At 75.5% G+C, this 25,013-nt stretch carries 28 protein-coding genes; 18 read left to right on the top strand and 10 right to left on the bottom strand.

Annotated elements, in window-relative coordinates:
* Nucleotides 1-38 precede the first annotated feature (38 nt).
* Both Q6347_RS14400 and Q6347_RS14395 read left to right on the top strand, forming a co-directional pair.
* Nucleotides 39-1,160: an NAD(P)/FAD-dependent oxidoreductase gene (locus Q6347_RS14400; RefSeq protein ID WP_304607710.1), complete on the top strand. Its 1,122-nt coding sequence runs from the start codon at nucleotides 39-41 to the stop codon at nucleotides 1,158-1,160.
* A 60-nt stretch (nucleotides 1,161-1,220) separates the two neighbouring features.
* Nucleotides 1,221-2,849: a LuxR family transcriptional regulator gene (locus Q6347_RS14395; RefSeq protein WP_304607709.1), complete on the top strand. Its 1,629-nt coding sequence runs from the start codon at nucleotides 1,221-1,223 to the stop codon at nucleotides 2,847-2,849.
* Nucleotides 2,850-2,860: 11 nt separating this feature from the next.
* Here the strand turns inward: Q6347_RS14395 and Q6347_RS14390 are convergent, their stop codons facing one another.
* The 5 genes from Q6347_RS14390 to Q6347_RS14370 all read right to left on the bottom strand — a co-directional run bounded on the left by Q6347_RS14390 (nucleotide 2,861) and on the right by Q6347_RS14370 (nucleotide 5,766).
* Complete coding sequence (locus Q6347_RS14390) at nucleotides 2,861-3,127, bottom strand: SHOCT domain-containing protein (protein ID WP_304603951.1); 267 nt, start codon at nucleotides 3,125-3,127, stop codon at nucleotides 2,861-2,863.
* 22 nt (nucleotides 3,128-3,149) lie between these two features.
* Complete coding sequence (locus tag Q6347_RS14385) at nucleotides 3,150-4,613, bottom strand: multicopper oxidase family protein (RefSeq protein ID WP_304607708.1); 1,464 nt, start codon at nucleotides 4,611-4,613, stop codon at nucleotides 3,150-3,152.
* Nucleotides 4,613-4,855, bottom strand: a complete 243-nt coding sequence (locus Q6347_RS14380; RefSeq protein WP_304603949.1) for an SHOCT domain-containing protein — start codon at nucleotides 4,853-4,855, stop codon at nucleotides 4,613-4,615. Before Q6347_RS14380 ends, Q6347_RS14385 begins: the two co-directional genes overlap by 1 nt.
* Nucleotides 4,856-4,953: 98 nt before the next feature.
* The gene (locus tag Q6347_RS14375) at nucleotides 4,954-5,376 is read right to left on the bottom strand and encodes a hypothetical protein (protein WP_304607707.1); all 423 of its coding nucleotides are present in this window, start codon (nucleotides 5,374-5,376) and stop codon (nucleotides 4,954-4,956) included.
* Between the two features lie 102 nt (nucleotides 5,377-5,478).
* Nucleotides 5,479-5,766 (bottom strand): hypothetical protein, encoded by a 288-nt coding sequence (locus Q6347_RS14370; RefSeq protein ID WP_171245735.1) that lies wholly within the window; start codon nucleotides 5,764-5,766, stop codon nucleotides 5,479-5,481.
* 181 nt (nucleotides 5,767-5,947) lie between these two features.
* Here Q6347_RS14370 and Q6347_RS14365 point away from each other — a divergent pair, with 181 nt between their 5' ends.
* Entirely contained in the window at nucleotides 5,948-6,553 is a 606-nt protein-coding gene (locus Q6347_RS14365) for a DUF998 domain-containing protein (protein ID WP_171245736.1), read from the top strand.
* 12 nt (nucleotides 6,554-6,565) lie between these two features.
* Here Q6347_RS14365 and Q6347_RS14360 read toward each other — a convergent pair whose 3' ends face one another.
* Together Q6347_RS14360 and Q6347_RS14355 are read right to left on the bottom strand one after the other, a co-directional pair.
* Nucleotides 6,566-7,486, bottom strand: a complete 921-nt coding sequence (locus Q6347_RS14360) for an NAD(P)-dependent oxidoreductase (RefSeq protein ID WP_304607706.1) — start codon at nucleotides 7,484-7,486, stop codon at nucleotides 6,566-6,568.
* A 60-nt stretch (nucleotides 7,487-7,546) separates the two neighbouring features.
* The gene (locus Q6347_RS14355; RefSeq protein WP_171245738.1) at nucleotides 7,547-8,896 is read right to left on the bottom strand and encodes a carboxylesterase family protein; all 1,350 of its coding nucleotides are present in this window, start codon (nucleotides 8,894-8,896) and stop codon (nucleotides 7,547-7,549) included.
* 80 nt (nucleotides 8,897-8,976) lie between these two features.
* On the opposite strand from Q6347_RS14355, the gene Q6347_RS14350 reads away from it, so the two are divergent.
* Nucleotides 8,977-9,924, top strand: a complete 948-nt coding sequence (locus tag Q6347_RS14350; RefSeq protein WP_304607705.1) for an aldo/keto reductase — start codon at nucleotides 8,977-8,979, stop codon at nucleotides 9,922-9,924.
* 6 nt (nucleotides 9,925-9,930) lie between these two features.
* Here the strand turns inward: Q6347_RS14350 and Q6347_RS14345 are convergent, their stop codons facing one another.
* On the bottom strand, nucleotides 9,931-10,659 hold the full coding sequence (locus tag Q6347_RS14345) for an alpha/beta fold hydrolase (RefSeq protein WP_304607704.1): 729 nt from the start codon (nucleotides 10,657-10,659) through the stop codon (nucleotides 9,931-9,933).
* Between the two features lie 103 nt (nucleotides 10,660-10,762).
* On the opposite strand from Q6347_RS14345, the gene Q6347_RS14340 reads away from it, so the two are divergent.
* The 11 genes from Q6347_RS14340 (at nucleotide 10,763) to Q6347_RS14290 (ending at nucleotide 21,303) form a co-directional block, all read left to right on the top strand.
* Nucleotides 10,763-11,113, top strand: coding sequence for an NADH-quinone oxidoreductase subunit A (locus tag Q6347_RS14340; RefSeq protein WP_304603944.1), 351 nt, complete (start codon nucleotides 10,763-10,765; stop codon nucleotides 11,111-11,113).
* The gene (locus Q6347_RS14335; protein WP_304607703.1) at nucleotides 11,104-12,144 is read left to right on the top strand and encodes a hypothetical protein; all 1,041 of its coding nucleotides are present in this window, start codon (nucleotides 11,104-11,106) and stop codon (nucleotides 12,142-12,144) included. Before Q6347_RS14340 ends, Q6347_RS14335 begins: the two co-directional genes overlap by 10 nt.
* Nucleotides 12,137-13,081 carry an NADH-quinone oxidoreductase subunit H gene (locus Q6347_RS14330; protein ID WP_304607702.1) on the top strand — a complete coding sequence of 315 codons (945 nt, stop codon included), beginning with the start codon at nucleotides 12,137-12,139 and terminating at the stop codon, nucleotides 13,079-13,081. Before Q6347_RS14335 ends, Q6347_RS14330 begins: the two co-directional genes overlap by 8 nt.
* Nucleotides 13,078-13,638, top strand: coding sequence for an NADH-quinone oxidoreductase subunit J (locus tag Q6347_RS14325; protein WP_304607701.1), 561 nt, complete (start codon nucleotides 13,078-13,080; stop codon nucleotides 13,636-13,638). Before Q6347_RS14330 ends, Q6347_RS14325 begins: the two co-directional genes overlap by 4 nt.
* A complete protein-coding gene (locus tag Q6347_RS14320) occupies nucleotides 13,635-13,949 on the top strand; it encodes an NADH-quinone oxidoreductase subunit K (protein ID WP_304603940.1) in 315 nt (104 codons plus the stop codon). The genes Q6347_RS14325 and Q6347_RS14320 overlap by 4 nt, the downstream gene beginning before the upstream one ends.
* Nucleotides 13,946-15,895 (top strand): proton-conducting transporter membrane subunit, encoded by a 1,950-nt coding sequence (locus Q6347_RS14315; RefSeq protein WP_304607700.1) that lies wholly within the window; start codon nucleotides 13,946-13,948, stop codon nucleotides 15,893-15,895. The genes Q6347_RS14320 and Q6347_RS14315 overlap by 4 nt, the downstream gene beginning before the upstream one ends.
* A 4-nt stretch (nucleotides 15,896-15,899) precedes the next feature.
* Nucleotides 15,900-17,417 carry a NuoM family protein gene (locus tag Q6347_RS14310; RefSeq protein ID WP_304603938.1) on the top strand — a complete coding sequence of 506 codons (1,518 nt, stop codon included), beginning with the start codon at nucleotides 15,900-15,902 and terminating at the stop codon, nucleotides 17,415-17,417.
* 7 nt (nucleotides 17,418-17,424) lie between these two features.
* Nucleotides 17,425-18,825: an NADH-quinone oxidoreductase subunit N gene (locus tag Q6347_RS14305; protein ID WP_304607699.1), complete on the top strand. Its 1,401-nt coding sequence runs from the start codon at nucleotides 17,425-17,427 to the stop codon at nucleotides 18,823-18,825.
* A 10-nt stretch (nucleotides 18,826-18,835) separates the two neighbouring features.
* Nucleotides 18,836-19,300, top strand: coding sequence for a hypothetical protein (locus Q6347_RS14300; RefSeq protein WP_304603936.1), 465 nt, complete (start codon nucleotides 18,836-18,838; stop codon nucleotides 19,298-19,300).
* A gap of 81 nt (nucleotides 19,301-19,381) precedes the next feature.
* Nucleotides 19,382-19,927: a DUF305 domain-containing protein gene (locus Q6347_RS14295; protein ID WP_304607698.1), complete on the top strand. Its 546-nt coding sequence runs from the start codon at nucleotides 19,382-19,384 to the stop codon at nucleotides 19,925-19,927.
* On the top strand, nucleotides 19,924-21,303 hold the full coding sequence (locus Q6347_RS14290; RefSeq protein WP_304603934.1) for a copper resistance CopC/CopD family protein: 1,380 nt from the start codon (nucleotides 19,924-19,926) through the stop codon (nucleotides 21,301-21,303). The genes Q6347_RS14295 and Q6347_RS14290 overlap by 4 nt, the downstream gene beginning before the upstream one ends.
* A gap of 81 nt (nucleotides 21,304-21,384) precedes the next feature.
* On the opposite strand, the gene Q6347_RS14285 is transcribed toward Q6347_RS14290, so the two are convergent.
* Nucleotides 21,385-22,233: an LLM class F420-dependent oxidoreductase gene (locus Q6347_RS14285; protein WP_304603933.1), complete on the bottom strand. Its 849-nt coding sequence runs from the start codon at nucleotides 22,231-22,233 to the stop codon at nucleotides 21,385-21,387.
* Nucleotides 22,234-22,353: 120 nt separating this feature from the next.
* Here Q6347_RS14285 and Q6347_RS14280 point away from each other — a divergent pair, with 120 nt between their 5' ends.
* Nucleotides 22,354-23,694: an amidohydrolase gene (locus tag Q6347_RS14280; protein ID WP_304607697.1), complete on the top strand. Its 1,341-nt coding sequence runs from the start codon at nucleotides 22,354-22,356 to the stop codon at nucleotides 23,692-23,694.
* Between the two features lie 17 nt (nucleotides 23,695-23,711).
* On the opposite strand, the gene Q6347_RS14275 is transcribed toward Q6347_RS14280, so the two are convergent.
* Complete coding sequence (locus Q6347_RS14275) at nucleotides 23,712-23,981, bottom strand: acylphosphatase (protein WP_171245754.1); 270 nt, start codon at nucleotides 23,979-23,981, stop codon at nucleotides 23,712-23,714.
* A 107-nt stretch (nucleotides 23,982-24,088) separates the two neighbouring features.
* Between Q6347_RS14275 and Q6347_RS14270 the strand changes: the two genes are divergently transcribed.
* Both Q6347_RS14270 and Q6347_RS14265 read left to right on the top strand, forming a co-directional pair.
* Nucleotides 24,089-24,544 carry a MarR family winged helix-turn-helix transcriptional regulator gene (locus tag Q6347_RS14270; RefSeq protein ID WP_304603931.1) on the top strand — a complete coding sequence of 152 codons (456 nt, stop codon included), beginning with the start codon at nucleotides 24,089-24,091 and terminating at the stop codon, nucleotides 24,542-24,544.
* 35 nt (nucleotides 24,545-24,579) lie between these two features.
* Nucleotides 24,580-25,008, top strand: a complete 429-nt coding sequence (locus tag Q6347_RS14265) for an organic hydroperoxide resistance protein (RefSeq protein WP_369810863.1) — start codon at nucleotides 24,580-24,582, stop codon at nucleotides 25,006-25,008.
* Nucleotides 25,009-25,013 lie beyond the last annotated feature (5 nt).

The following is a 25,013-nucleotide window of genomic DNA, read 5'->3' as shown; positions in this document are numbered from 1 at the left end:
GATGCCGGGTCCCCGCACCGCGACCTAGCGTCGAGGACATGAACCCGCACCGTCAGCACGTGCAGACCCTCGTCATCGGCGCGGGCCAGGCCGGCCTGGCCACCGCCCACGAGCTGCAGGAACGAGGTGTCCAGGTCCTCGTCGTGGACGGCAACGCCCGGCTCGGCGACAACTGGCGCTGCCACTGGGACTCGTTGCGCCTGTTCACGCCCGTCCGCTACGACGGGCTGCCGGGCTTGCCGTTCCCGGGCGACCCGTGGTCCTACCCCGGCAAGGACGACGTCGCCGACTACCTCGAGCAGTACGCCCTCGAGACGGGCCTGCCCGTGCGGCTGCGCACCCGGGTCGACCGGCTGACCGCGGCACCCGATGGCGGGTTCCTCGCCCACGTGGGCGACGAGGCGATCGCCTGTGACGACGTCGTGGTCGCCACCGGCACCCGCGGGCGCACACCGGCCGTCCCCGACGTCGCCCGGCGGCTGGACCCCTCCGTCCGCCAGCTCCACTCGAGCGAGTACCGGTCGCCGGCGTCCGTGAGCGGCCCCACCCTGGTGGTCGGCACGTCGCACAGCGGCTGCGAGATCGCCTACGAGCTCGCCGCGCACGTCCCGGTGACGCTGTGCGGCCGGTTCACCGGCCGGGAACCGGTGCGGCCGGGGTCGCGCTGGGACCGGATCGGGACGCCCCTTCTCGTCCTCGTGGCCCGGCACGTCCTGACCCGCCGCACCCCGCCGGGGCGGGCCCTCATGCGGCGCCTGCGCGGACCGCACCACGGCCTGCCGACGGCGCGCATCACGCGGCGCGAGCTCGCCGAGCGCGGCGTGACCTGGATCGAGGAACGCGTCGAGGACGTCACCGCTGACGGCCGGCCGCTGCTCGCCGACGGCACCGCGGTGGACGTCGAGACGGTCGTGTGGTGCACCGGCTACGCGCTGGACCACTCCTGGATCGAGCTGCCGGTCCTCGGCGACGACGGATGGCCTCGGGAGTACCGTGGCGTCGCGCACGACGTCCCGGGCCTGTACTTCTGCGGACTGGTCTTCCAGTGGTCGATGGCCTCGATGGTGCTCCCCGGCGTCGCCGCCGACGCCGCGTACGTCGCCGACCACATCGCCCACCGTGCCGCCCGGCCGGTGTCGCGGTCCCTGGCGTCGGCGTGAGCCGCCGCCCTGTCGAGGAGTCGGGGGCGGAGCTATCGTCGGGAGCAGGGATGATCTGCGATGGGTGCACCGGAGGACCTCGACCTCGCTCGCGCGGCCTACGAGCGGCGTGACTGGATCTCGGCCTACCGCCTGCTGAGCGCCCTCGACGACGACGCGTTGGTCGGCCCCGACTTCGTCGCTCTCGCCACCGCGGCATACCTGGTGGGACGGCACGACGACGTCGTCCAGGCCCTGCACCGCGCCTACCGCTCCTCCGAGAAGGCCCGTGACCTGCGCGGGGCCGCACGGGCCGCGCTGTGGCTGACCACCGTCCTGGAGGACGCGGGAGAGCGAGCGGTCGCCCACGGCTGGCTGTCCCGGGCCGAGGGCTTGCTCGGGCGGCTGGACGAGGACGTCGTCGAGCACGGGTACCTGCGCGAGCGCCAGACCTTCGCCCACCTGGCGCGCGGGGAGATCGCCGACGCCCTCGCGCTCGCGCCGACCGTCACGGCCTACGGTCGACGGTTCGCCGACCCGGACCTCGCCGCGGCGGGGCTGGTCGTCGAGGGGCGGCTGCGGATCTACACCGGCGACGTGCCTGGTGGTCTCGCGCTCGTCGACGAGGCGATGGCGTCGGTCGTGGCCGGTGAGACCTCGCCGATCTACTCCGGCCTCGCCTTCTGCGCCGCGATCGAGGCGTGCCAGGAGCTGTCCGACCTCGGACGCGCCCACGAGTGGACCCGGGCGATGTCGACGTGGTGCGACCGCCAGGCCGGCCTGGTGGCGTTCACCGGTCAGTGCGCCGTGCACCGCGGCCAGCTGCTGCGCATGCACGGCGCGTTCCCGGACGCGGTGCGCGAGCTGGAGGACGCTGCCGCGCGGCACGGCACCGCCGGCGGGGGAGCGGCCGCCGGTCTCGCTCACTACGAGCGCGGCGAGGCGCTGCGTGTCCTCGGCCGGGAGGACGACGCCGCATCCGCCTACGACCGGGCGACCGGCTTCGGCCACCCGGGTCAGCCCGGCCGGTCGCTGCTGTGGCTCGCGCGCGGCGAGACCGACGCCGCCGAGCGCGCGATCCGTGTGTCGCTCGCCGAGGCCGTCGACCCGGTGCGGCGCTCGGCCCTGCTCCCGGCCGCGGTCGAGATCCTGACCGCGGCGGGAGAGGTCGACGAGGCGGCGGGGCTCGCCGACGAGATCCGTGCCACCGCCGACGAGTTCGGCAGCGTCGCCCTGGCCGCCGCCGGGGCGTACGCGACGGCATCCGTCGCTCTCGCCCGCGGCGACGCCGAACGCGCGCTGGCCGCCGCCCGTCGGGCCGGGACGTCGTGGGGTGGCCTCGAGGCCCCCTACGAGTGCGCCCGGTGCCGCGTGCTGGTCGCGCGCGCCCTGCGAGCGCTGGGTGACGAGCGGTCGGCGCTCGCCGAGCTCGAGCCGGCCGCCCGGACCTTCGCCGAGCTGGGCGCGATGCCCGCCTCGGCCCAGGTGGCCGCGCTGCTGCCCGGGGAGGAGCGGCCCGGCGGTCTGAGCGCCCGGGAGGTCGAGGTGCTGTGCCTGGTCGCCGAGGGGTACACCAACGCCGAGATCGCGGCCGAGCTGGTGCTGTCGGTCAAGACGGTGGCGCGGCACCTGTCGAACATCTTCGCCAAGCTCGACGTCGGGTCGCGCGCGGCGGCCGTCGCCTACGCCTACGAGCACCGCCTGGTGTGATCACGCCGGGATCAGCGCTCGGTGCCGTCCCGCAGGCGCCGGCGGCGGTCCTGGTACTCCTCGTCGGTGAGCTCACCACGGGCGTACCGCTCGTCGAGGATCTCCTCGGCCCGGCTCGGCGGGCGCCCCGGCGTCGCGGGAGGTGCCTGGCCGCCGCCTCGAGAGTTCCCGCTGCTCCGGACGGCCAGCACCACCGCCAGCACCACCAGCACCACGCCGACGACGATCAGCGGCCACACGAGCCACATCCATCCCATGCCGAATCCGTCGCCCATCATGGCTCTCTCCCTCCTGTCGGCGTCACCGGGCGGTGACGACGCCCATCATTCCCAGGTCCTCGTGATCGAGGATGTGGCAGTGGTACACGGTGCGTCCGCCGAAGTCCTCGAACGGCACCCGCACGGTCACGCTCTGCCCGGCCGGGACGTCGACCACGTCGAGCCAGAGCGGGGCCGGGGGGTCGACGCCGGCGGCGGTGACCACCTGCATCGGCCAGACGTGCAGGTGGAAGGGGTGGTTCATCGGGCTGTCGTTGACGATGGTCCACTCCTCGACCGTGCCCAGCCTCACCTGCTGGTCGACGCGCTCGGGGTCGAAGGTCCGCCCGTCGATGGTGAACCGGCCGCCGTCCCCGGCCATCGTGCCGCCCCTCCCCATCGCGAACCGGAGGGTGCGGCGCCGGTCGACCGGCGCGCCGCGGAGGTCGCGCGGTGCGGGGGCGGGCGGCAGCGGGCCGAGGTCCGCCCCCGGGCCGGCGGCGACGGCGAGGTCGGCCACCACGACGGGGTCGTCGCCTCCGGCGCCCGTGCCCCCGCCCATCATCCGACCCATCGGCCCGCCGCGGTCGAACGGAGCGGCGACCAGCTCACCGGTGCCCTCGCGCATGTCCACGACGAGGTCGAGGCGGTTGCCGGGGGCGAGCACGGCGTCGTCCAGCGACGGCATGCCCGTGGACCGCGGGCCGTCACGCCCGATCACCCGGACGCTCTGACCGGCCAGGCTCAGGTCCAGGTACCGGGAGGCGCAGGCGTTGACGATCCGCCAGCGCTCGCGTTCCCCGGCCGCCGCCCGCAGGCGAGGGCGCCGCTGCCCGTTGACGAGGAGCAGCTCACCCTCACGTCCCATCATGCGCTCCGGCGCCGAGGGCGCCGCGACGGCTCCGGCGCCGTCCAGGGTGATGTCGGCGATCACCAGGGTGCGCTCGCGGGTGACGGGGAGCGCGTCGTCCTCCTCGACGACGATGGCGCCGTAGAGGCCCCCGAACAGCTGGTCCGCGACGGTGCCGTGGTGGTGCGGGTGGTACCAGTACGTCCCGGCCGGGTGATCGGCGGGCAGCATGTACTCGTACTGCTGGGACCCGCCGGGCTCGACGGCGAGGAAGACGTTGTCCGCGGTGCCCTCGGGCGAGACGTGCAGGCCGTGCACGTGGAGGTTGGTCGTCTCGTCCGTGCTGTTGACGAGCTCGACGCGCACCGTGTCCCCGGCGCGCACCCGCAGGGTCGGACCGGGAACACCGCCGTTGTACGCCAGGGTGGTGGCCCGTCGTCCGGCGATCTCGTGGGTCCCGCGGGCCGCCTCCAGCCGGACGTCGAGCACGCCGTCGGTGCTGCGCACGACCTCGGGGGCGCGGAGGGTCTCGCCCGTCGCTCCCGAGGTCGTGCCGGTGGTGCTCAGCTCGCGCCAGAGACCCACGCCCCCCACGGTGGCGCTGACGAGCCCCAGCCCGCCGAGGGTCAACGCGGTGCGCCGGCTGATGGGCTCCATCAGCGCTCCAGGACCCGGCGTCGGTGGTCGTACTCCTCGGTGCTCAGCTCGCCGGCGGCGTACCGCTCGTCGAGGATCTCTCGCGCCGTCGAGGTCGCGGCCCGCGGTCTCGCGGGCGCGGCGGGCGTGTCGTCCGGGCGGGCGCGGTGCGGGGGGCGGAGGCCGCCGACGAGCACGCGCACGGCCGTGACGCCGAGCAGCGTGGCACCGAGCACGAGCAGTGCCAGGTAGAGCCACGTCATGTGCGCATCGTCTCCGGCGTCAGGGGGCGTCGTCCAGATACCCCCCACCGTAACAATCGGGGCGTCGCGCCACACCCGTCACCGACGGGTGAGAGGGCTCACCCGCAGCTGTCGCAGACCCCCGTCGCGGGCAGGGCCATGAAGCACGACGGGCACACGGGGGTGGGCTTCTCCGGCTCGGGAGCCTTGCGAGGCGTGGCGGGCCGGGAGGCCGTCGTGCGGCGTGCGGTCGTCCGGGAGGACGGGGCGCCCGTGACGTCGAACCCGCGCTTGCTCAGCAGCGTGCCCACGGCGACCTTGCCCCCGGTCATCTCCTCGGGCAGGGCGGCCCGTCCGGTCGCGTAGCGGTGCGCGACGGCGAGCAGGGCCGTGGCGTCGTAGGTCCGGCCCTCGTGCGTCAGCGTGACCCCCGGGGTCGGGGTGAACCCGTAGAGCCTGAGGAACGCGGTGGCACCGCGGTCGTCGTGCTCGGCGATCGCCGAGAGCACGTGCGGACGCGTGACGGAGGAGAAGGTGGCCATGGCCCGAGGGTAGGTCACGACACCGTGCTGACCGGCCCCCGACCGGTGTGACGATGTTCCCAGGGCGCCCGGGGGTCGACCGTCCCCGGGCGCCACCGCAGGTCACATGCAGGCGTCGATGGACAGCCCGAGCTCATCGGCGACGAACACCCCGAGGTCGGCCATGGTGGCGTCCTCGCCGAGCGCGGAGCGGGCCAGGTTGCGCAGCCCCACACGTGGGGTGGCGAACGACGACGAGTGCTCGCCCATCATCTGCATCTGGGCGAACACGGCCGAGGCCTGGCCCCAGCAGGACGGGTGCGGTCCGTGCCCCGCGGCGGCGGCCGGGGCGGCGGCGAGGGGAGCGGCGAGCAGGGCGAGCGTGGCAGCGCCGACAGCGAGCTTCTTCATCTCGGAACCTCCTGGGGGTCGGGTGACCGGGCGGACTCGCCGTCGAGCCTGCTCCTGCGTCACCGGGTCGAACGTAGGCAGGTCGGCGGGCGCACGCTCGCGGGGCGGCCCACGCCCGCGCGGACTTCACCCGGCGTCACGACGTCGCGCCCGACCGGCGCGACGATGAGATCGTGAGGTCGTGAGTCGATCCTCGGCGGTGACGGTGCTGGTCCTGCTCGGTGCTGCTCTGCTGTGCCTGGCCCTCGCCCCGCTGGCCGTCCCCGACTCCTACGACGTCGTGCGGCACTCGGTGAGCGAGTCCGCGGGACAAGGGGTGCCGGGTGCCTGGGTGGCGCGCACGGGGTTCGTGCTGCTCGGGCTCGCGGTGCTGGTCGAGGCCGCGCGCGCGGGGGAGGCGTGGGGTCCGTGGGGGCGCGGCGCGCACGCGGTCTACGGCGCCGGGATGTTCGGTGTCGCGGTGTTCTCCCACAGCCCCTGGTACAGCGCCGCCTGGGACCGGGCCGAGGACACCCTGCACACGGTGGCGTCGACGACCGTCGGGTTCGCCTTCATGGTCGGCGTGCTGGCCGTGACGATCCGCCGGGGACGTCGACCCGGCTGGATCCGCGTCCTGGACATCGTCGCGCTCGTGGCCGCCGTGGTGCTGCCGTTGACGATGCTGACCATGCCGTTCGTGGCGGGCGCGGCCCAGCGACTGCTCTTCGCGATCGGCCTCACCTGGTACGGCGTCGAGGCCGTGCGGCTCGCCCGCCCCGACGCGCCCGGCAGGTACCGGGAGCTGTGACGCCCCGGGGTCTCAGTACCCGGTCCGCGGATCGACGACACCCACCATCGGCTCGTCCCGCACGAAGCGGTGCAGGTTCTCCTCGACCCGTCGGCGCAGCAGCGGGTCGACCATCTCCGGGGTGTCGGCCGTGTGCGGTGTCACCAGGGCGTTCGGCAGCTCCCACAGCGGGTGCCCCGGCGGCAGCGGCTCGGGATCGGTGACGTCGAGCCCCGCGGCCCCGACCTGACCCGACCGCAGGGCGGCCACGAGCGCGTCGGTGTCGACCAGCGCGCCCCGGGCCACGTTGACCAGCACGGCGCCGGGCCGCATCGCCGCGAGCTCGGCGGCCCCGATCATCGCCCGCGTGCGGTCCGTGAGTGCGGCGGCGAGCACGACGACGTCCGCCCGCCCGAGCTCGTCCCGCAACCTCTCGGAGGTCACGACCCGGGCGCCGTCGACCGGCTCCGGGCGGCGGCGCACCACGACCGCACGGGTGCGGAACGGCCCCAGCAGCTCCAGGAAGGACCGGGCGATCCCGCCGGCTCCGACCACGAGCACCTCGGCCTCGTAGAGCGTCCGGCCGAACTCCGGCCCCCACGAGCGGGTGCGGGCCCGCTCGGGCAGGCGGCGCAGCGCGGCGAGGGTCAGGGCGAGGGCGTGCTCGGCCACGGGCTCCGCGAAGGACCCCTTGGCCGAGGTCCACGTGCGGGTCGAGTCGATGAGACCGGCCTCCAGGCCGGCGTCGACACCGGCGGAGGGGAGCTGAACCCACCGGGCCTCGGGCGCCGCCGACAGCGCCGGGCCGAGCCCGTCCACACCCAGGGGCCCGAACCACAGCAGCCCCTCGGTCTCGGCGCCGAGCGGCACGAGCCGGGCCCCGGCCGCGGCGACGGCGTCGGGCACCCAGTCCGGAGCCTGAGGGGCAGCACTGATCGCGGGACGTGACGTCATGAGGGCCTTTCGGTGCGGGAACGTGGTGCAGGAGGGCGGCGGCCGGACCCGCGCCTGTCGTCAGTCGACGCGCAGCAGGCCCGGGATGTCCGTGGGCGGGCGGCCCGTCCGGGCGAACTGGGCCCAGGCGCCGCGCAGCAGCCGACCGCTGGCGACGAGCTCTGCGTCGTCGCGGCCGGCCACGACCGGCACGCCGCGCCAGCTCTCCGGGTCCCCGAGCAGCAGGGGCAGCTCGGTGGCGTGCGCCGCGCGCAGCGGGTGCTCGGTCGGGCCGCCCAGGAAGGTGTAGCGCGCCGCACGGCCGCCGGCACGCCGGTGCCGTTCGACGAACTGGTCGACCGCGCGGCCGTAGACGGCGCGGGTCAACCCGTGCCCGACGCCCTCGCGCAGCGCCGGTCCCACGGCGGGCACCATGGTGCGGGGCAGGACCCCCTCGACGAACAGTGCCGTCTCGCGCGCGTTCGTCCCGATCAGCAGGTCGACGTCCGGCGCGACGCGGCTCCACGCCGCCTCGAGGTGCTCCTCGGGAGGCACGGGAGGGTAGCCGTGCTGGGGACCGAAGGGCATCGCCGCCCGGAGCCCGTACCGGGGCAGCACACGGCGCACGGCCCGTCGCTGGGCGGCGAGGAGCTCGTCCAGATCGGCGTCGTCGGGCACGCCGCGGACCTCGGCCGCCATCGTGGCGGCCATCTGGGCGCGGCGCCGGGAGATCCCCAGCGGCGGGCTCTGCACCACGGCGCGCCGGAACAGTCCCGCGGCGCCGTCGGCGACCATGAGCCGGGTGATCGCGTCGGCGCCCGCGGACTCGCCCATGACGGTCACCGACGCCGGGTCGCCGCCGAACGCCTCGGCGTTGCGGGCCACCCAGCGCAGCGCGGACAGCATGTCCCGCAGGCCGAGGTTGGCGGGGCGGCCGTCGTCGCCGAGGAACCCCAGGACCCCCAGCCGGTAGGTCACCGCGACCACGACGACCCGGTGCTCGCGCACGAGCGCCGACGGGTCGTAGCTGATGGCGTCACCGGCACCCGAGACGTAGGACCCCCCGTGGATCCAGACGATCACCGGCAAGCCCTCTCCCGGTCGCACGTCCGCCGGGGCGGTCACCGTCAGGCGCAGGCAGTCCTCCGACGGGGGCAGCGGGCGCGCCGAGTCCGGCCCGAAGACGTCCAGACCGATCGGGTCGGGGTTCTGCGGCGACGACGGCGAGAACCCGGTGGCGTCCACCGTCCCGGCGGCCGGCGGCTCGTCCACGGGCGGCGAGAACCTCGCGGCACGGGCGTAGCGGATCCCACCGGCGCGCAGCACGTCGCCGCCGACGCTCGCCCGGAACCTGCCTGCCGGGGCGTCCACGACGCGGTCGTCCCGGTCGTGCCGTGCCGTGGCCGTCGTGTCCGTCGTCCGGTGCCTCATGTGCTCCACCTCCGCCGCCGCCCCGGGTCCCGTCGGGCCGACGCCGGAATGCGCGCGGCCCCTCCTCGATTGTCTCCCGTATGACTCCGTCGACGATCTCAGCACATCTCGGTTCCCTCGACCTCGCGAACGCTCCGCTGGCCCTCGGCGGCAACGTGTTCGGCTGGACGGCCGACGACGACGCGTCCTTCGGCGTGCTGGACGCCTTCGTCCGGGCCGGTGGGCGGATGGTCGACACCGCCGACGCCTACTCCGCCTGGGCACCGGGGCACACCGGCGGCGAGAGCGAGGCCACGATCGGCCGCTGGCTGGAGCGCGGGGGACGCCGCGACGACGTCGTGATCGCCACCAAGGTCTCCCGGCACCCGGGGTTCCCGGGGCTGTCCGCCGGCAACGTCCGCGCCGCCGCGGAGGCGTCCCTGCAGCGGCTCGGCACCGACCACGTCGACCTGTACTACGCGCACGCCGACGACCCCGACACCCCGGTCGCCGAGGCCGCCACGGCGTTCTCCCGGCTCGTCGAGGACGGCCTGGTCCGCGAGATCGGGCTGTCGAACTACACCCCCGAGCGCATCGCCGAGTGGTTCGCCGTCGCCGAGGCCGAGGGGCTGCACCGGCCCGTCGCGCTGCAGCCGCTCTACAACCTCGTCGAGCGAGGGTTCGAGGGCGCGTCGCGGGACGCCGCGCAGCGTCACGGTCTGGGTGTGCTGCCGTACTCGGCGCTGGCCTCGGGGTTCCTCACGGGCGCCTACCGTGACGGCGTCGCGCCGGACAGCCCGCGGGCCGGGCGCGCGTCGCGCTACCTCGACGAGCGCGGACGGCGTGTGCTGGCCGTGCTGGACGACCTCGCCGCCACGCACGACGTGCCGGTGGCCTCGGTGGCCCTCGCCTGGCTGCGCTCGCGGCCGACCGTCGTCGCGCCGATCGCCTCCGCCCGCCACACCGAGCAGCTCGACGCCCTGCTGGCGTCCATGACGCTCGAGCTCGCACCGGACGAGCTCGAGCACCTCACCGCCGCCTCCGCCTGAGCCGGTTCACCGCCGCGCGTCGAGGTCGCCGAGGAACGCCGCGACGTCGGCCGCGACCCGCTCCGGCCGCTCCCAGAGCACCAGGTGGCCGGTGGCCGCGTAGACGATCCCGCGGGCGCGCGGGACGGCCGCCAGGATCCGGTCGTGGCTGGGGCCCACGACGTCGTCCAGCTCCCCGCTCAGGACCAGCGTCGGCAGATCGATCGTGCCCGTGAGCAGGGGCGGCGTCGACTCGGTCAACCCCTGGAGCGACGCCTGCCAGACGTCGGCGCCCAGGTCGGCGGCCTCGGCGGCACGTGCCGTGAGGAAGGCCGGGTCGATCGCCGTGCCCGTGCCGTACCAGGCCAGGGAGTCCCGGACCCACTCGGGGTCGATCGGGTCGGTGAGCCGGTCGACGTCCTCGGCGAACGGCGGCCTGCCACGCAGGTCCGCGGGCGCGCCGACCAGGACCAGCCCGTCCAGCAGGTCGGGGCGGTCGACGGCGAGCTGCTGGGCCACGTAGCCGCCGCTGGAGGTCCCGAGCGCCACGGTGGGTCCGTCCACCGACGCACGGGTCAGGGCGTCGGCGGCGCGGGTGGCCAGGGCAGGGACCGACCAGTCGGTGACGGTCGGGGTGGACAGCTCGACGACGAGAGGGGTGACCGCCGGCGGGAGCTGGCGGATCAGGCGCTCGAAGACGCCGCCCGTCTCGCACCAACCCGGCAGCAGGGCGAGCGTCGTCCGGCGGTGGGCCATGTCCCGAGCCTATGTCCGCTGCTCGCGTCCCGGTTCTCGGGATGCCGAGCCGGTCCACGGCCACCATCATGGGCGCTGCCGACACGACCACCACGACGGGACGGTGAGTGCACGGATGGCCCTGGCGGGACTCGTGGCAGGGATCGCCCTGCTGCTGCTCGGCCTGCGGGGCGCGGCTACCGCGCTCGCGGTGGCCCGGACGCCCGCGATGAGTCTCCCCTTCGAGTCCGGGGTCCTGCCGACCCAGCACGCCGTGTCACGGTTCCACGTGCGGTGGTACGCGGTGAGCGTGCTCTTCCTCGCCTTCGACATGGAGATGGTCTTCATGTACCCCTGGGCGGTCGTCGTCGCGCAGATGGGGGCGACGTCCGTCGTGGAGATGTTCGGGTTCCTGGCGGTGCTGCTGGTGGGTGTGGTGTACGCCTGGCGCGAAGGAGCGCTGCGATGGGCCTGAGCGCACGGCTGTGGGGCTTCGCGCTGGGGCGGCCCCGCGTGCTCGTCGTCGCCCCGGGAGCGACCGCGGCCGGGCAGGAGGTCGAGTCCGCCCTGCTGCGACGGGGGTGGCCGCCGGCACTCTCACCGGCGGGTGCGGACCTCCTCGTCGTCGTCGGCGATCCCGGTCCCGAGCTCGGCGGCGCCGTCGAGGTGCTCTGGTCGCAGATGCCCGCACCGCGGGCGCGGACCCGGGTGGATCGGCCCGCGGAGGTCGGTGCTCGCCTCGACGCCGCCGCGGCGTCGCTGGTGGACCGCGGCGCGCAGCGTCGGTCGGCCGACGCCGACGGCGACCCGTGGATCGGCCGGGGGGCGCAGCCGGACGGCCCCGACCACGAGGACCACGAGGACCACGACGAGCACGGCCACGGGGGCCACGGGGGCCACGGGGACATGGAGGTGGCCGGCCTGCCGATGGCGTCCTCGGCCCCCGACCGCGACGGCCTGGAGCTCGAGGCCCTGGACGTCACGCTGGGTCCCTGGCTGCCCGGGTCCCCGGACGGTCTCGTCGTGGGGGCCACCATGCAGGGTGACGTGCTGAGCGGTGCCGGTGTGCGCTGGGCGGACGGCGTCACGGCCGCGCCCCGCCCGGCACAGCTGCGTGCCCTGGACGCCGTGTGCCGCGTCCTGGTCCTCGCCGGACCCGAGCGCGACCTGCACCGCGCCCGCCGCGCCCGGGACGCCGTCGGGCAGCAGCGTCCGTCGGCGTCGGAGCAGGTGAGCCGGCTCGCCCGGGACCTGCGCGGCTCCCGCCGGCTGCGGTGGTCCCTGCGCGGTCTGCCCGCACCGCAGGGCACGGACGTCCTCGACCGTCTGCACACCTGGTGCGACGTCCTCGACGGCGCCGCCCCGCCCGAGCCGGTGCCGCCCCAGGCCGTGGCCGTGGCGCTGGAGGGCGCCGAGCTCGCCGCCGCCCGGCTCGCGGTGGCGAGCGTCGAGGTGGGGCCGGGGGAGCGCGAACCGGCCGCCGACGAGGGGGACCGACATGCCTGAGGCCGTCTGGACCTCGCCGTGGGCGGGACCGGTCGTGGTGGCCGTGGCGCTGCTGCTCGGGCTCGTGCTCGCCGTGATGGACGCCCTGGCACGCCGCGCCCCGGCGGGCGGGCGTCGCGCGGACGTGGTCGTCGCTCCGGTGCGCGACGGTGCCCGGATGCTGCTCGAACGGCGCCGGACGACGATCGCCCCGGACCGGTTGCTCAGCACGGTGGCGGTGCCGGCCGTGCCCGTCCTGGCCCTGATGTCGGCCGCGGTGCTGCCGTTCGGAGGACGCAGCGTGGTCTCGACGTCGGCGGACCTGGTGTGGTTCAACGCGGCCGAGGCGCTGCTGTGGGCCGCGGTCTGGCTGCTGGGCTGGGGACCGAACGCGGTGCACCCCCTGGTGGGCGCCTACCGGTTCCTGGCCCAGGGCCTGGCCTACGAGCTGCCGTTGATGTTCGCGATCATCACGGTCGGGGTGGGCGCGGGCTCGCTGCGCGCCACGGACGTCGTCACCGCCCAGGCCGGCGGGGCCTGGTTCCTGTGGACCATGCCGGTGGCGTTCGTCGTCTTCCTGATCGGCGCGGCGGCCTTCGCCTTCTGGGGGCCGTTCGGCGCCCCCGCCGGGGCCGACGTCGCCGGGGGAGTGCTGGCCGAGACCTCCGGCGTCGACCGGCTCCTGGTCCAGGTCGGCCGTGCGACCTTCCTCGGCGTCGCCGCCGCCACCGCCGCGGCATGGTTCCTCGGGGGCGAGGACGGGCCAGGACTGCCCGGCCCGGTCTGGTACGCCCTGAAGACGCTCGCCGTCATGGCTCTGCTGGTCGGGGTGGGGCGGCGCTGGCCGGTCGTGCGCCCCGAACGGTTCGCCGATGTCGCCTGGGTGGTGCTGCTGCCGGCCACCGTCGTGCAGTCCGCCGTGGCGGCGGTGCTCGTGCTGGGAGGTTTCTACCGATGACCGAGCTGCTGCTCCTGGCCGTCCTCGGCGCCGTGGCGGTGTGCACCGGGGTGCTGGTGTTCGTCGTCGACTCCATGGCGCGCGCGACGTTCTCCCTGCTCGCGTCCTTCCTCGCCACCGGCGCCGCGCTGCTCCTGATGGACCTGGCCTACCTCGGGCTGCTGACCATCCTGATGATGACCATCGAGATGGCGATCATGGCGGTGTTCATGATCATGCTGATGATGAACCCCGCCGGGCTCATGCCCATGACCATGGTGCACAACACCCGGGGCTCGATCGCGGCGGGGGTCGTGGCGTTCGTCGTGCTGACGGTCGGGGTGTGGACCGTCGACTGGCCCGACCGGCCCGGACCCCGGCCCGCGAACGCGACCGTCCAGGTCGGCGAGGCGATCATGGGGGACTACATGCTCGTGATGATCGTGGTGGGGGTCGTCCTGCTCGCCACCATGGTCGCGGGCATCGCGCTGGCCACGCACCGCGGACGCTACGACCGGCTCGGGGCCGACCTGGAACGCGACCCCGACGACCCCGTGCGCGGAGGGCTGCCCCGATGACCGAGGTCACCCTGCAGGTCGTGCTGACCGTCGCCGCCGCCCTCGTGGGTACCGGCCTGTTCGGCGCGCTGTCCCAGCAGTCGATCGTCATGGTCATGATGGGCCTCGAGCTCGTGGTCAACGGCGTCATCCTGGCCGCCGGTGCCGCCTGGGCCTACCTCACCCCGCAGCTGCCCGGGGCGCAGGTGCTCGTGCTCGTGGCCACCGTCGTCATGGCCGTGGAGATGGCGATGGGATTCTCCGTCGCCCTGGCGATCTATCGCGCCCGACAGGTCGACACGGTCGACGCCGCCGAGGACCTCGCCGGATGAGCGCCGCCCTGCTGCTGGTCGTGCTGCTGCCCGCCGTCGGCGGGACGGCACTGCTGCTCGGGCGGCACCGGCTGGACGGGGTCGCGGCACCCCTGGCGCTCGGGATCGGGCTGGTCGGCGCGGCTCTCGCGATCGTGGCCGCCACGGGGCGACCCACCGTCTCGGTCCCGTTCCTGGGCAGCGGCGCCGCGGCCGTCGCCGACGGTGCGGACCTCGCGCTGGCGGTGGACGGGCTCTCGGCGGTGCTCACGGTGACCGTCGCCGTCGTCGCGCTGACCGTCACCGTGCACGCCGCGGTCGACCACGAGGCGCGCACCTCGCGGGCCCGGTTCTTCGGCTACTGGCTGCTGTTCGTCGCCGCGATGCAGCTGACCGTCACGGCGACGACCTTCCCGGCGCTGATGCTCGGCTGGGAGGTCATGGGGGCGACCTCCTACGCCCTCATCGGCTTCCGGTGGCGGCTGGCGGGACGGACGTCCGCGGGTACGACGGCGCTGCTGACCACCCGGGCCGCTGACCTCGGCCTGTACGTCGCCGCCGGTGCCGTGCTCGCCGGCAGCGGCAGCCTGGGCCTGTCCGGCCTCGAGGGGCTGCCGGCGCCCTGGGCGGCGGTGGCGACGACCGGCGTCGTCGTGGCCGCGCTCGGCAAGTCGGCCCAGCTGCCGCTGTCCGGCTGGCTGTCCGCCGCGATGCAGGGTCCCAGCCCGGTCTCGGCGCTGCTGCACTCGGCCACCATGGTCGCGGCCGGCGGCTACCTGCTCCTGCGACTCGGCCCTGCCCTGGCCGACGGCGCCGCCCCGGTGGTGGCCTGGGTCGGGGCCGCGACGGCGCTGGCGCTCGGACTCGTCGCCGTGGCGCAGACCGACCTCAAGCAGCTGCTGGCCGCGAGCACCGCGGCGCAGATGGGGTTCGTCGTCCTGGCCGCCGGGGCGTGGGCCGCCGGCGCCGGTCCCGGGCTGCTCGGTGGCGTCGAGCACCTGGTCGCGCACGCGGCGGTGAAGGCCGGGCTGTTCGTGGCGGCCGGCATCTGGCTCGGTGCGCTCGGCACGCGGGCGCTGGCCGAGCTGCGTGGCGCCGGCCGCCGGTACCCGCTCGTCGGGGCCGCGTCGGTCGCCGCGGCGGCGGCCCTGGCCGGTGTCCCACCGCTGTCGCTGTGGGTGACCAAGGACGAGATCCTGGCCGGGGCGGAGGAGGCGCACCTGGCCGGCGGCGCCGTGCTGCACGTCGTGGCCCTGGTGGCCGGCGCGCTGTCCGCCGCCTACGCCGCGAAGATCGTCGCGGTGGTGCTCGCCCCGCGGCACCCGGGCGACGGCTCCCGCGCACCGCGTCCGGCGGTCGCCGCCGCGCTGGCGCTCGCCGCGGCCGCGGTGGGCCTGGGGGCGTTCGCCCTTCCCGTCGTTCGCGACGGCGCCGCCCGGGTCCTCGGCGCGCAGCCCGGACCCGCCCCCACGCCCGGCGCACTGGTGCTCTCCGGCGGGCTCGCCGTCGTCGTGGCGGCCGTGGTGCTGTGGCGCCCCGCCCTGGTACGGGTCGCCGAGCGCGCACCGCTGACGTCGTGGTGGGCCATGCCCGCGCTGCTCGTGACGGTCGGCCGCGGTGTCCGCGCCCTGGCGCGCCGGGTCGACCGGGTGGACGGCGGTCTGGACCGCTCCGTCCACGCCGTGGCGAGGGCGGTCCCGCGGCTGGCCGGGCGGGTCGCCGTCCTCGACGACTCCGGGATCCATCGCGCGGTGCGGCGCACCGCCGGGCTCGCGGTGGCCGGTGCCCGCCGTGCGGCGGTCCTGGACGACCGCCGCGTCGACGGCGCCGTGCGCGACGTCGCCTCCGGCGTGGCACGGGCCGGGCACGCCGCGCGGCGCCTGCAGACCGGACTGCTGCACCAGTACTACGCCCAGGCGGCGGCCGGTCTCGGCCTGCTGCTGCTCCTGCTGCTCCTCGTGAGGTGACCTCGTGCTCCTGACCGTCCTCGTCCTGCTCCCGGCGCTCGCCGGGCTCGTCCTGGTGGCGGCCCGTGTCCCGGACCGGACCGCGTCCTGGGCGTGGGTGGCCACGTCCTCGGTGGTGGTCGGGCTGGTCGCCTGGCTCTGGTGGGGGTTCGACCCCGGTGGCGGGTTCCAGTACGACGTCAAGCTGCGCTGGATCCCGACGGTCGACGCCTCCTACCACGTGGGCGTCGACGGGCTGTCGTTGCCGCTGCTGGCCCTGACCGCCGTGCTGTTCTGGTGCTGCGCGGTGTGGTCGCTGCGCGGCACCCCGCGGCCGCGCAGCCACGCGGCCCTGTTCCTGCTGCTCCAGACGACCTGCCTGGGCACGTTCGCGGCGCTCGACCTGATCCTGTTCTTCCTGTTCTTCGACCTGTCGATCGTGGCGATGTACTTCGTCATCGCCGGGTGGGGCCACGGCGACCGCCGCCGCAGCGCCCTGACCTTCTTCCTGTACACGTTCCTGGGATCGCTGGCGCTGCTCCTGGGTTTCATCGGGCTGTTCCTCGGCAGCGAGCCGCGCACCTTCGACATCGTGCGGCTCGTCGAGGACCCGCCGTGGGCCGGTCAGAGCGGGACCGCGTCCTGGGTGCTGCTCGCCCTGGTCGTGGGGCTCGCGGTCAAGACGCCCCTGGTCCCGTTCCACACGTGGCTGCCGCCCGCGCACACCGACGCCCCGGCGGAGGGGTCCGCGGTCCTGGCCGGTGTGCTGCTGAAGCTCGGCACCTTCGGGTTCGTGCGGATCGCCATGCCCACGCTGCCGGACGCCTGGCAGCGCTGGGGCACGTGGATCGTGGTGATCGGTGTGGTCAGCGTGCTGTGGGGCGCGCTGGTGGCCCTGGCCCAGGACGACCTGAAGCGGATGATCGCCTACACCTCCGTCAACCACATGGGGTACGTCCTGCTCGGGCTGGGCGCCGTCGGGGTGCTCGCCCGGGACGGCGCGGACGGGTCCGGCCCCGCCGCCGCGGCCGGTGTCGCGGCGACCGGCGCCGTCGTGCAGATGGTCAGCCACGGCCTGCTCACCGGCGCCCTGTTCCTCGTCGCGGGGATGCTGTGGACGCGGGGTGGGACGTACGCCTTCGCCCGGTGGGGCGGTCTCGCGCGCGCCCTGCCCGGGTTCGCCGTCCTGTTCGCCGTGGCCGCCTTCGGCTCGCTCGGGCTGCCCGGCCTGTCCGGCTTCGTGGCCGAGTTCCAGATCTTCGCCGGGTCGCTCGCGGCCGTCCCCGTGGCCGTGGTGGTCGCGGTGGTGGGCATCCTGCTCACCGCCGGCCTGTTCCTGCGGGCGCTGCAGCGGTTGCTGACCGGAGACCTGCGGGTGCCCGACGGGGTCGACGCCGGCGGGCTCGGGGACGTGACCACCGTCGAACGGGTGGCCGTGGTGCCCCTGCTCGGGCTCAGCGTCGCCGTCGGGCTGCTGCCCTGGGTGCTCGTCGACGTCGTCGGCCCGGCGGCCGACGGCCTCGTCGCGCTGGTGGCCCGGTGAGGCGCGGATGACGGCCCAGGACGCCCTCGCGCTGCTGCCCGAGGCCGCGCTGCTCGCCGCCGCCGTCGGCGGCCTGCTGGTCGGGCTGTGGACGCCGCAGCGTGCCCAGCGACGCGTGGCCTGGATCGCCGTCGTCGGCTGCCTGGTGAGCGCGGCCGCGGCGGCCGCCGTGCTCGGCGACCCCGTGCGGACGGTCTTCAGCGGCACCTGGACGGTGGACGCGACCACGGGCGTGGTGCGCCTCGCGGTGGCGGCGGCCACGGCGGCCGTGGTCGTGCTGCTGCGCACCGAGCTGGCGGGTCACCCGCGCGAGACCGAGGCCTACGTGCTCACGCTGCTCGTCGCCCTCGGCGCCGACGCCCTCGCCGCGACCACCGACGCCCTGCTGCTCGTGGCGGCCTACCTGCTGGCGAGCGTCCCCGCGTACACGCTGACCGCCTTCCGCAAGGACGCCCGCGGCACCGAGGCGGCGTTGAAGTACTACCTGCTCAGCGCCCTGGTGGGGGTGGTCCTGCTGGTCGGCGCGGCCGCTCTGGTCCTCGGCACCGGCCGCACCGGCTACGCCGCCGTCTCGGCGTCGCTGCCGGCCGCGGCTCCCGCCGTCGCGGCGCTCGCCGCCCTCGGCCTGCTGGCCGCCGTGCTGTTCAAGGCCGGTGCCGTCCCCGTGCACTTCTGGGTGCCCGACGCCGTCGACGGTGCGAGCCCCGCGGTGGCCGCGCTGATCTCCACGGTCCCGAAGATCGGCGCCGTCGCCGCCGCGTTCCGTCTCGTCGCCGGCCCGTTCGCCGAGACCCCGGCGGGCCTGGCGCTCGGCGTGGCACTCGTCGCGGCGGCGAGCATGACGCTGGGCAACCTCGCGGCGTTCTGGCAGACCTCGCTGCAGCGGCTGCTCGCGTACTCGACGATCAGCCAGGTCGGCTACCTGCTGATGATCGTCGCGGTGGCCGGCACGGTCGAGCTCGCCGCCCCGGCGCTGCGGCTGTACCTCGCCGCCTACGCCGTGACCAACATCGGCGCCTTCGCCGCCGTGGCCGTCGTGCCGCGCCGCACCACGCTGGTCGGGTGGGCCGCCGGGGTCACGGGTCGCCCGTGGTTGCTGGTCAGTCTCGTGGTGTGCCTGCTCGGTCTGGTCGGCACCCCGCCCACGGCCGTGTTCCTGGGCAAGCTCGGCGCGTTCACCACCGCGGCCGACGGCGGGTACGCCTGGCTCGTCGTGCTCGCGGCGGTCAACTCCGTGGCGAGCCTGTTCTACTACCTGCGCTGGGTCGCCCCCGCCTTCCGGGCGGTGACGTCCACCCGCCCCCGGCGGGGGACCGTCCCGCGCCCCGCGGTGGTCGTCCTGCACACGGCCGCCGCGACGAGCCTGCTGCTGGGGATCACCGCCGGGCTGCTCGGCGCGTCCGCGTAGGATCGGGGGCATGACGAGAACGGCACCGGTCGCGTCGCGCCGCAGCGTCCCGCTGCGCGCCCTCGCGCTGTGGGCGGGCGTCTGCCTGCTCGTGGTGGCGCTCGCGCTGCTGCTCGTCTCGCACCAGCCGTCCGGGTCGTCCGGCCACGTGCACGGTCCCGGTGACGGCGTCCACCAGACCGCCGGTGCGCTCGCGGAGCCCGGGGGACACGACCACGCCGCGGACGCCCCGCGCACGGCGGCCTCGCCGGCCGGCCACGGAAGCCCGACGAACGACCACGACCACGAGACGCTCGTCGCCTGCACCCTCCTGGCCGCCCTGACCCTGCTGGCCCTGCGGCGGTTGCGACCCCGGCCCGCCGGCCGGGCGGTCTGGGCGCCCGCCCCGGCGAGCGCGCTCCTGCCGGCGCTCCCGCGCACCGCGCGCGTGCCGGGCACGCCCGAACCCGTCGTCCTGGGCATCTCGCGCACGTGAGGGCGCGGTCGTCGACGACGACCGCGCCGACCCCACGTGCCGGTGAACCCGGCCTCGCGACCGACCCCGCAGAAGGACCTCATGACCGCCCGGAGCACCGCGGCGGCGCTCGGCGCCGCCCTCACCCTGACCGTGTCGGCCTGTGCGGCCGACGGACCCACCGCCCCCGACGACCACAACCGCGTGGACGTGATGTTCGCGCAGATGATGATCCCGCACCACGTCGACGCGATCGCGATGTCGCAGGCGCTGCTGCAGGCCGACGGCGTCGACGCCGAGGTGCGCGACCTCGCGCGCTCCGTCGCCGGCTCCCAGAGCCAGGAGAACACCCGGATGAACGACTGGCTCGGCGCCCGCGAGCTCGAGCGGGTCGACGACACCGTGCCCGAGATCACTGCGCAGGACCTCGAGGCCGTGCCCGCCGACGAGCTGCAGGAGGTGTTCCTGCGGCAGATGACGGTGCACCACGAGCACGGCGTGCAGATGGCCGACCGCGTCGTGACCGACGGCTCGTCGACCGAGATGGTCGAGCTGGCGGCCGGGATGGGCGCCGCCCAGACCGCCGAGATCGAGCAGATGGCCGACCTGCTCGCGGCCGCCTCCTCCGACCCCGAGGAGTCCTCATGACGCGCGCCCGTACCCTCGTCGGCGGGTTCCTGCTCGCCCTGCTGCTCCTGCTCGCCGGGGCCGGACCCGCCTCGGCGCACACCAAGCTCGACACCGCCGAACCCGCCGACGGCTCGACCGCGCAGGGCCCGGTCGAGGAGGTCGTGCTCACCTACACGCTGCCGGTCACCCCGCTGGGCGAAGCCGTGGAGGTCACCGGCCCGGACGGTGCCGTGCCCGTCGAGGTCACGCAGTCCGACGACGGCACCGTGCTGACCGCGACCCCCGCCGAGCCGCTCACGGACGGGGAGTACACGGTCGACTGGAACGTGGCCGCCGAGGACGGCCACCCGCTGGACGGGACCGTGGTGTTCGCCGTCACCGGGGCCGCGCCCGCGCAGGAGCCGGCCGAGCCGGACGCCTCCGAGGAGCCGTCGCCCGAACCCGCGCCGGACACGGACGCGGGCGTGACCGCTGCCGAGGAGGACGACGAGACGGCGGCGGGGTTCGCCGCCGTGGTGTCCCGCCTCGCCGGTGCCGCCGTCCTGTGGGGTGCGCTCGTGGCCGGAGGCGGGCTGCTGTTCGCGGCGCTCGTCCTGCGCGGGCGCGACCGCGAGGACGTGCCCACGGTGCTCACCGCCGTGCGCTGGGTCGGTCTGCTCGCGCTCGTGGCCGTCCCGCTGCGCCTCGCGGCCCGGGCCGTCGTGGTGGCCCAGGGCGAGATCAGCGCCGCCTGGACACCGTCGGCCCTGCGCGACGCCCTGACCGGCGACACGGCGCTCGTGCTCGGTCTGCAGGCCGCAGGCGCCCTGGCCGTGCTGGTCGGCGCACGGCGCACGCTCGCCGGGTCGTGGCTGGCCGTGGTGGGTGCCCTGCTGCTCGGCACCGGCATCGTGCTGGACGGGCACAGCCGCAGCGTCGGGCCGCACTGGCTGGTCGTGACCACCGACGTCACGCACCTGCTCGCGGCCGCCGCGTGGGTGGGGGGCGTCGTCATGGTCGGCGTCGTCCTGCGCCGCCGCCGCCGGGACGCCCGCCCCCTGGACGCCGGACTGCTGGGCAGCCGCTTCGCGGTGCTGGCCACGGGGTCGATCGCGCTGGTCGGCCTCGCCGGGGTGGCGCTGACGGTGGAGATCCTCGACCGACCCTCCCAGCTGTGGGAGACGAGCTGGGGGCTGTTCCTGCTGGCCAAGGTCGCGGTGGTGGCGGTGGTCGCCGCGATCGGTGCCTACCAGCACTTCCGTGTGGTGCCGCTGCTGCAGGCGCCGGGTCACGGGGCCCGGCGGGCCCACAAGGCCGCCAGCCTGCTGCAGCGCGGCGCGGGGCACGAGACGGGCTTCATGGTCGTGGTCGTGCTGCTGACCGCCTGGCTCGTCGCCGCGTCGGTGCACGACTGAGCACGCCCGTCGGTACGACCCTCTTGCGGCGGGCCTCGACGCGACACCTCGTCGAGGCCCGCCGCCCGGCCTCGACCGGGGTCAGCCGGCGGACCGGAGCCGGGGGAGCGCGTCGACCACGGCGTCCAGGTGCGGACGCACGTCCCCGTCGGACGGCAGCACGATCACGAACTCGCTGACCCCGACGGCCTCGTAGGCCGCCACGAGCGCCGGCAGGTCCGCCAGGTCGTGCTGACGCAGGCGCAGCTGGACGGTGCGACGGATCTCGGCCGGGTCGCGGCCCACGTCGTCGCAGTGCCGCGCCAGCACCTCGCTGAGCTCACCGATCCGCTCCGGGCTGCTCTCGGTGTCGTTCCACACGTCGGCGTACCGCGCCACCAGCCGCAGCGTGCGGCGGGGGCCGGACCCGCCGACCCAGATCGGCGGGTGCGGCCGCTGCAGGGGTTTCGGCTCGGCGACGGCGTCGGTGAGGCGGTAGTGCTCGCCGTGGAACGTCGTGGTCGGCCGCCCCCACAGCGAGCGGATGACGACGAGCGCCTCCTCGAGGCGGTCCATCCGGGTGCCCACGTCCCCGAGGTCCAGCCCGTACATGGTGTGCTCGCGCTCGTTCCACCCGGCGCCGATCCCGAACTCCAGGCGCCCGCCCGAGAGGTGGTCGACCGTCGTGGCGAGCTTGGCGAGCATCCCGGGGTGCCGGTACGAGTTGCCCGAGACCATGCAGCCGATGCGCACGCGTGAGGTCAGGGTCGCCATCGCGGCCTGCATCGCCCAGGCGTCGAAGACGGGGCGTCCCGGGTCGGGGCCGAGGGAGGCGATGTGGTCCATCACCCACACGTGGTCGAACCCGGCGTCGTCGGCCGTGCGCCACACGTCCGCGAACGCGGTGACCGGGGCGTCCTGGGTGAGCTTGAGGCCGAGTCGACGGTGCATCCCGTCATCCTGGCAGCGCGCACCCGGGCGCGCGACGGGTCGCGGCCCGGCTCCCCGCACGCGGGGCGGGCTCGGCGCGTAGCCGCGTGCACCGGGCCGACGCCTCCGTACGATGGCCGCATGCCAGCGCCGAACCGGCCGAGCACGGCCTACCTCGACCATCTCGCCGCCGAGACCGACGACCGCCGGGAGGCGGCGCTGGCTGCCGGGCCCCCGGGGGCCGCCGCCGGGGGAGCCCCGGAGGACCTGGTCGCCGCGGCGGAGGCCGCGGCCTCGGCCCTGGAGCCGGAGCTCGCCGAGATCGTCCGGACCCTGCACGCGCACCCCGAGACCGCGTTCGCCGAGCACGCCAGCGCACGGCTGCTGGTCGAGGTCCTGGCCCGGCACGGCGTCGAGGCCGCCACCGGCGTGCACGGCGTCGAGACGGCGTTCCGCGCCGGGACCGGGCGGCCCGCCGACGGCCCGGCGATCGCGGTCCTGGCGGAGTACGACGCCCTGCCCGGCATCGGCCACGCCTGCGGGCACAACGTCATCGCGGCCGCCGCGGTCGGCGCGTTCCTGGCCCTGCACGAGGCCCTGGCCGCGCCCGACGCGCCGGCCGGGCGGGTCGTCCTGCTGGGCACGCCCGCCGAGGAGGGGCACAGCGGCAAGGAGGTGCTGGCGCGGGCAGGCGCGTTCGAGGACCTGGACGCCGCGATCATGCTGCACCCCTACGGCGTGGACGTGGCCGACCAGGTCTGGCTCGGCCGCCGCCTGCTCACCTGGACGTTCACCGGACGCAGCGCGCACGCCTCGGCGCAGCCCTTCATGGGGCGCAACGCCCTGGACGCGGCCAACCTCGCCTACACCGGCATCGGGCTGCTGCGGCAGCAGCTCCCGCCGGTCGACCGCGTGCACGCCACGATCGTCGAGGGCGGGACCCGGCCGAGCATCGTCCCGGACCGGGCGGTGATGCACCTGTACGCCCGCTCGAAGTACCCGGACACCCTGCGCGACCTCTCCCGGCGGCTCGACGACGTCGCACGCGGCGCCGCGCTCATGACCGGCACCGAGGTCGACATCGCCTGGGACGACGGCGCCCATCCCTCGCTGCCGGTGCGCACGAACCAGGCCCTGACCCGGCGGTGGGTCGCGGCGCAGCGTCGGCGGGGCCGGGACGTGCTGCCCGGCGGCGTGGTGTCCGAGACGCTGGCGGCGTCCACCGACTTCGGCAACGTCAGCTTCCGCATCCCCGGCATCCACCCGCTCGTCCAGGTCGCGGACCCCGACGTGGCGCTGCACACGGTGGAGTTCGCGGAGGCCGCCGGCGGCCCCGCCGCGGTCCGGGCCGCGGTCGACGGCGCGGCGGGACTGGCCGCCACCGCGCTCGACTACCTGGGGGACGCCTCGTTGCGCGAGTCGGTGCACGCCGAGTTCGCCGCGCAGGGCGGGCCCATCGACGTCCCGCACTACTTCGACTGAGGCGTCACGGCCGCGCGTCACCGGATCCGGAAGACGGTGTCCCCGCGGGGCTCCAGGTCCGTGACCCGCACGCTCGAGACGGCGGCGGCGGGCGGGCCGTGGTGCAGGTACTCCACCACGGACCCGACCGCGCCCTCGTCGCCCTCCAGCTCGACCTCGACGGTGCCGTCGGGCAGGTTGGCGACCTGACCGGCCACCCCGGCGCGCTCGGCCACCCGGGCCGTGGCGTCGCGGAACCCGACGCCCTGGACCCTGCCGTGGACGACGGCGCGCAGCCGGGTGGTCATGTCTCCACGGTAGCCCTGACCGGGGCCGTCGGCCCTGACGAGAGCTCTCCGGGGACCGTTGGCCATACTCAGTTGTGCGCAATAGAATTGCGTGCAACCATGAACGCATGCCAGACGTCGGCGCCTCGAAGGCCCTCGACCCGTTGCTGTGCTTCGCCGTGTACTCGCTCGAGCGACGCATCGGGCGGCTCTACGCCGACCTCCTCGCCCCGTGGCGACTGAGCTACACCCAGTACCTCGTCGTCGAGATGCTCGGCGCGAACCACGGCGAGCCCCTCACCGTCGGCGAGCTCGGACGGCTGCTGGACCTGGACTCGGGGACGTTGTCCCCGCTGGTCAAGCGGCTCGAGGCGCGGGGGGTCGTGCGCCGGGAGCGGAGCCGGGACGACGAACGCGTGGTCACGGTCGCGCTGACCGCGGCCGGGGACGACCTGCACGGGGAGCTGGGCGACGTCCAGCGCTGCCTGGCCGAACGCCTGCCGCCCGACCGCGCCGCCGCGGGCGACCTGCTCGCCCGGCTGCGCGAGGCCAACGACTACCTGGCCCTGCACGCCGACGCCTGACCGGGCGCGGTGAGTCCGAACGAAGGGAACGCTCCGTGCTGCAGAACATCGGCTACACCGCCGAAGCCCTCTCCACCGGCGCCGGCCGCGACGGCCGCGTCCGCACCGACGACGGCCGCGTCGACCTCGACATGGCCGTCCCGAAGGACCTCGGCGGCTCGGGTGACGGGTCGAACCCCGAGCAGCTCTTCGCCGCCGGGTACGCCGCCTGCTTCCACTCGGCGCTGCAGAGCGTCGCGAGGCAGCGGAAGATCCGCCTGACCGACACCTCGGTCGGCGCCCGCGTGCACATCGGGGCGGACGGCGACGGCGGCTTCGGCCTGGCTGTCGAGCTCGAGGTCGTCGTGCCCGACCTGCCTGCGCAGGACGCCCGGGCGCTCGCGGACGCCGCGGAGAGGGTGTGCCCCTACTCCAACGCCACCCGGGGGAACATCGACGTGACGGTCTCCGTCGTCGACGGCTGACACGC

This window comes from Isoptericola sp. b408, from assembly GCF_030588085.1.
Taxonomy (GTDB): Bacteria; Actinomycetota; Actinomycetes; order Actinomycetales; family Cellulomonadaceae; genus Isoptericola; species Isoptericola sediminis.
This window is presented reverse-complemented; position numbering and strand designations above follow the sequence as displayed.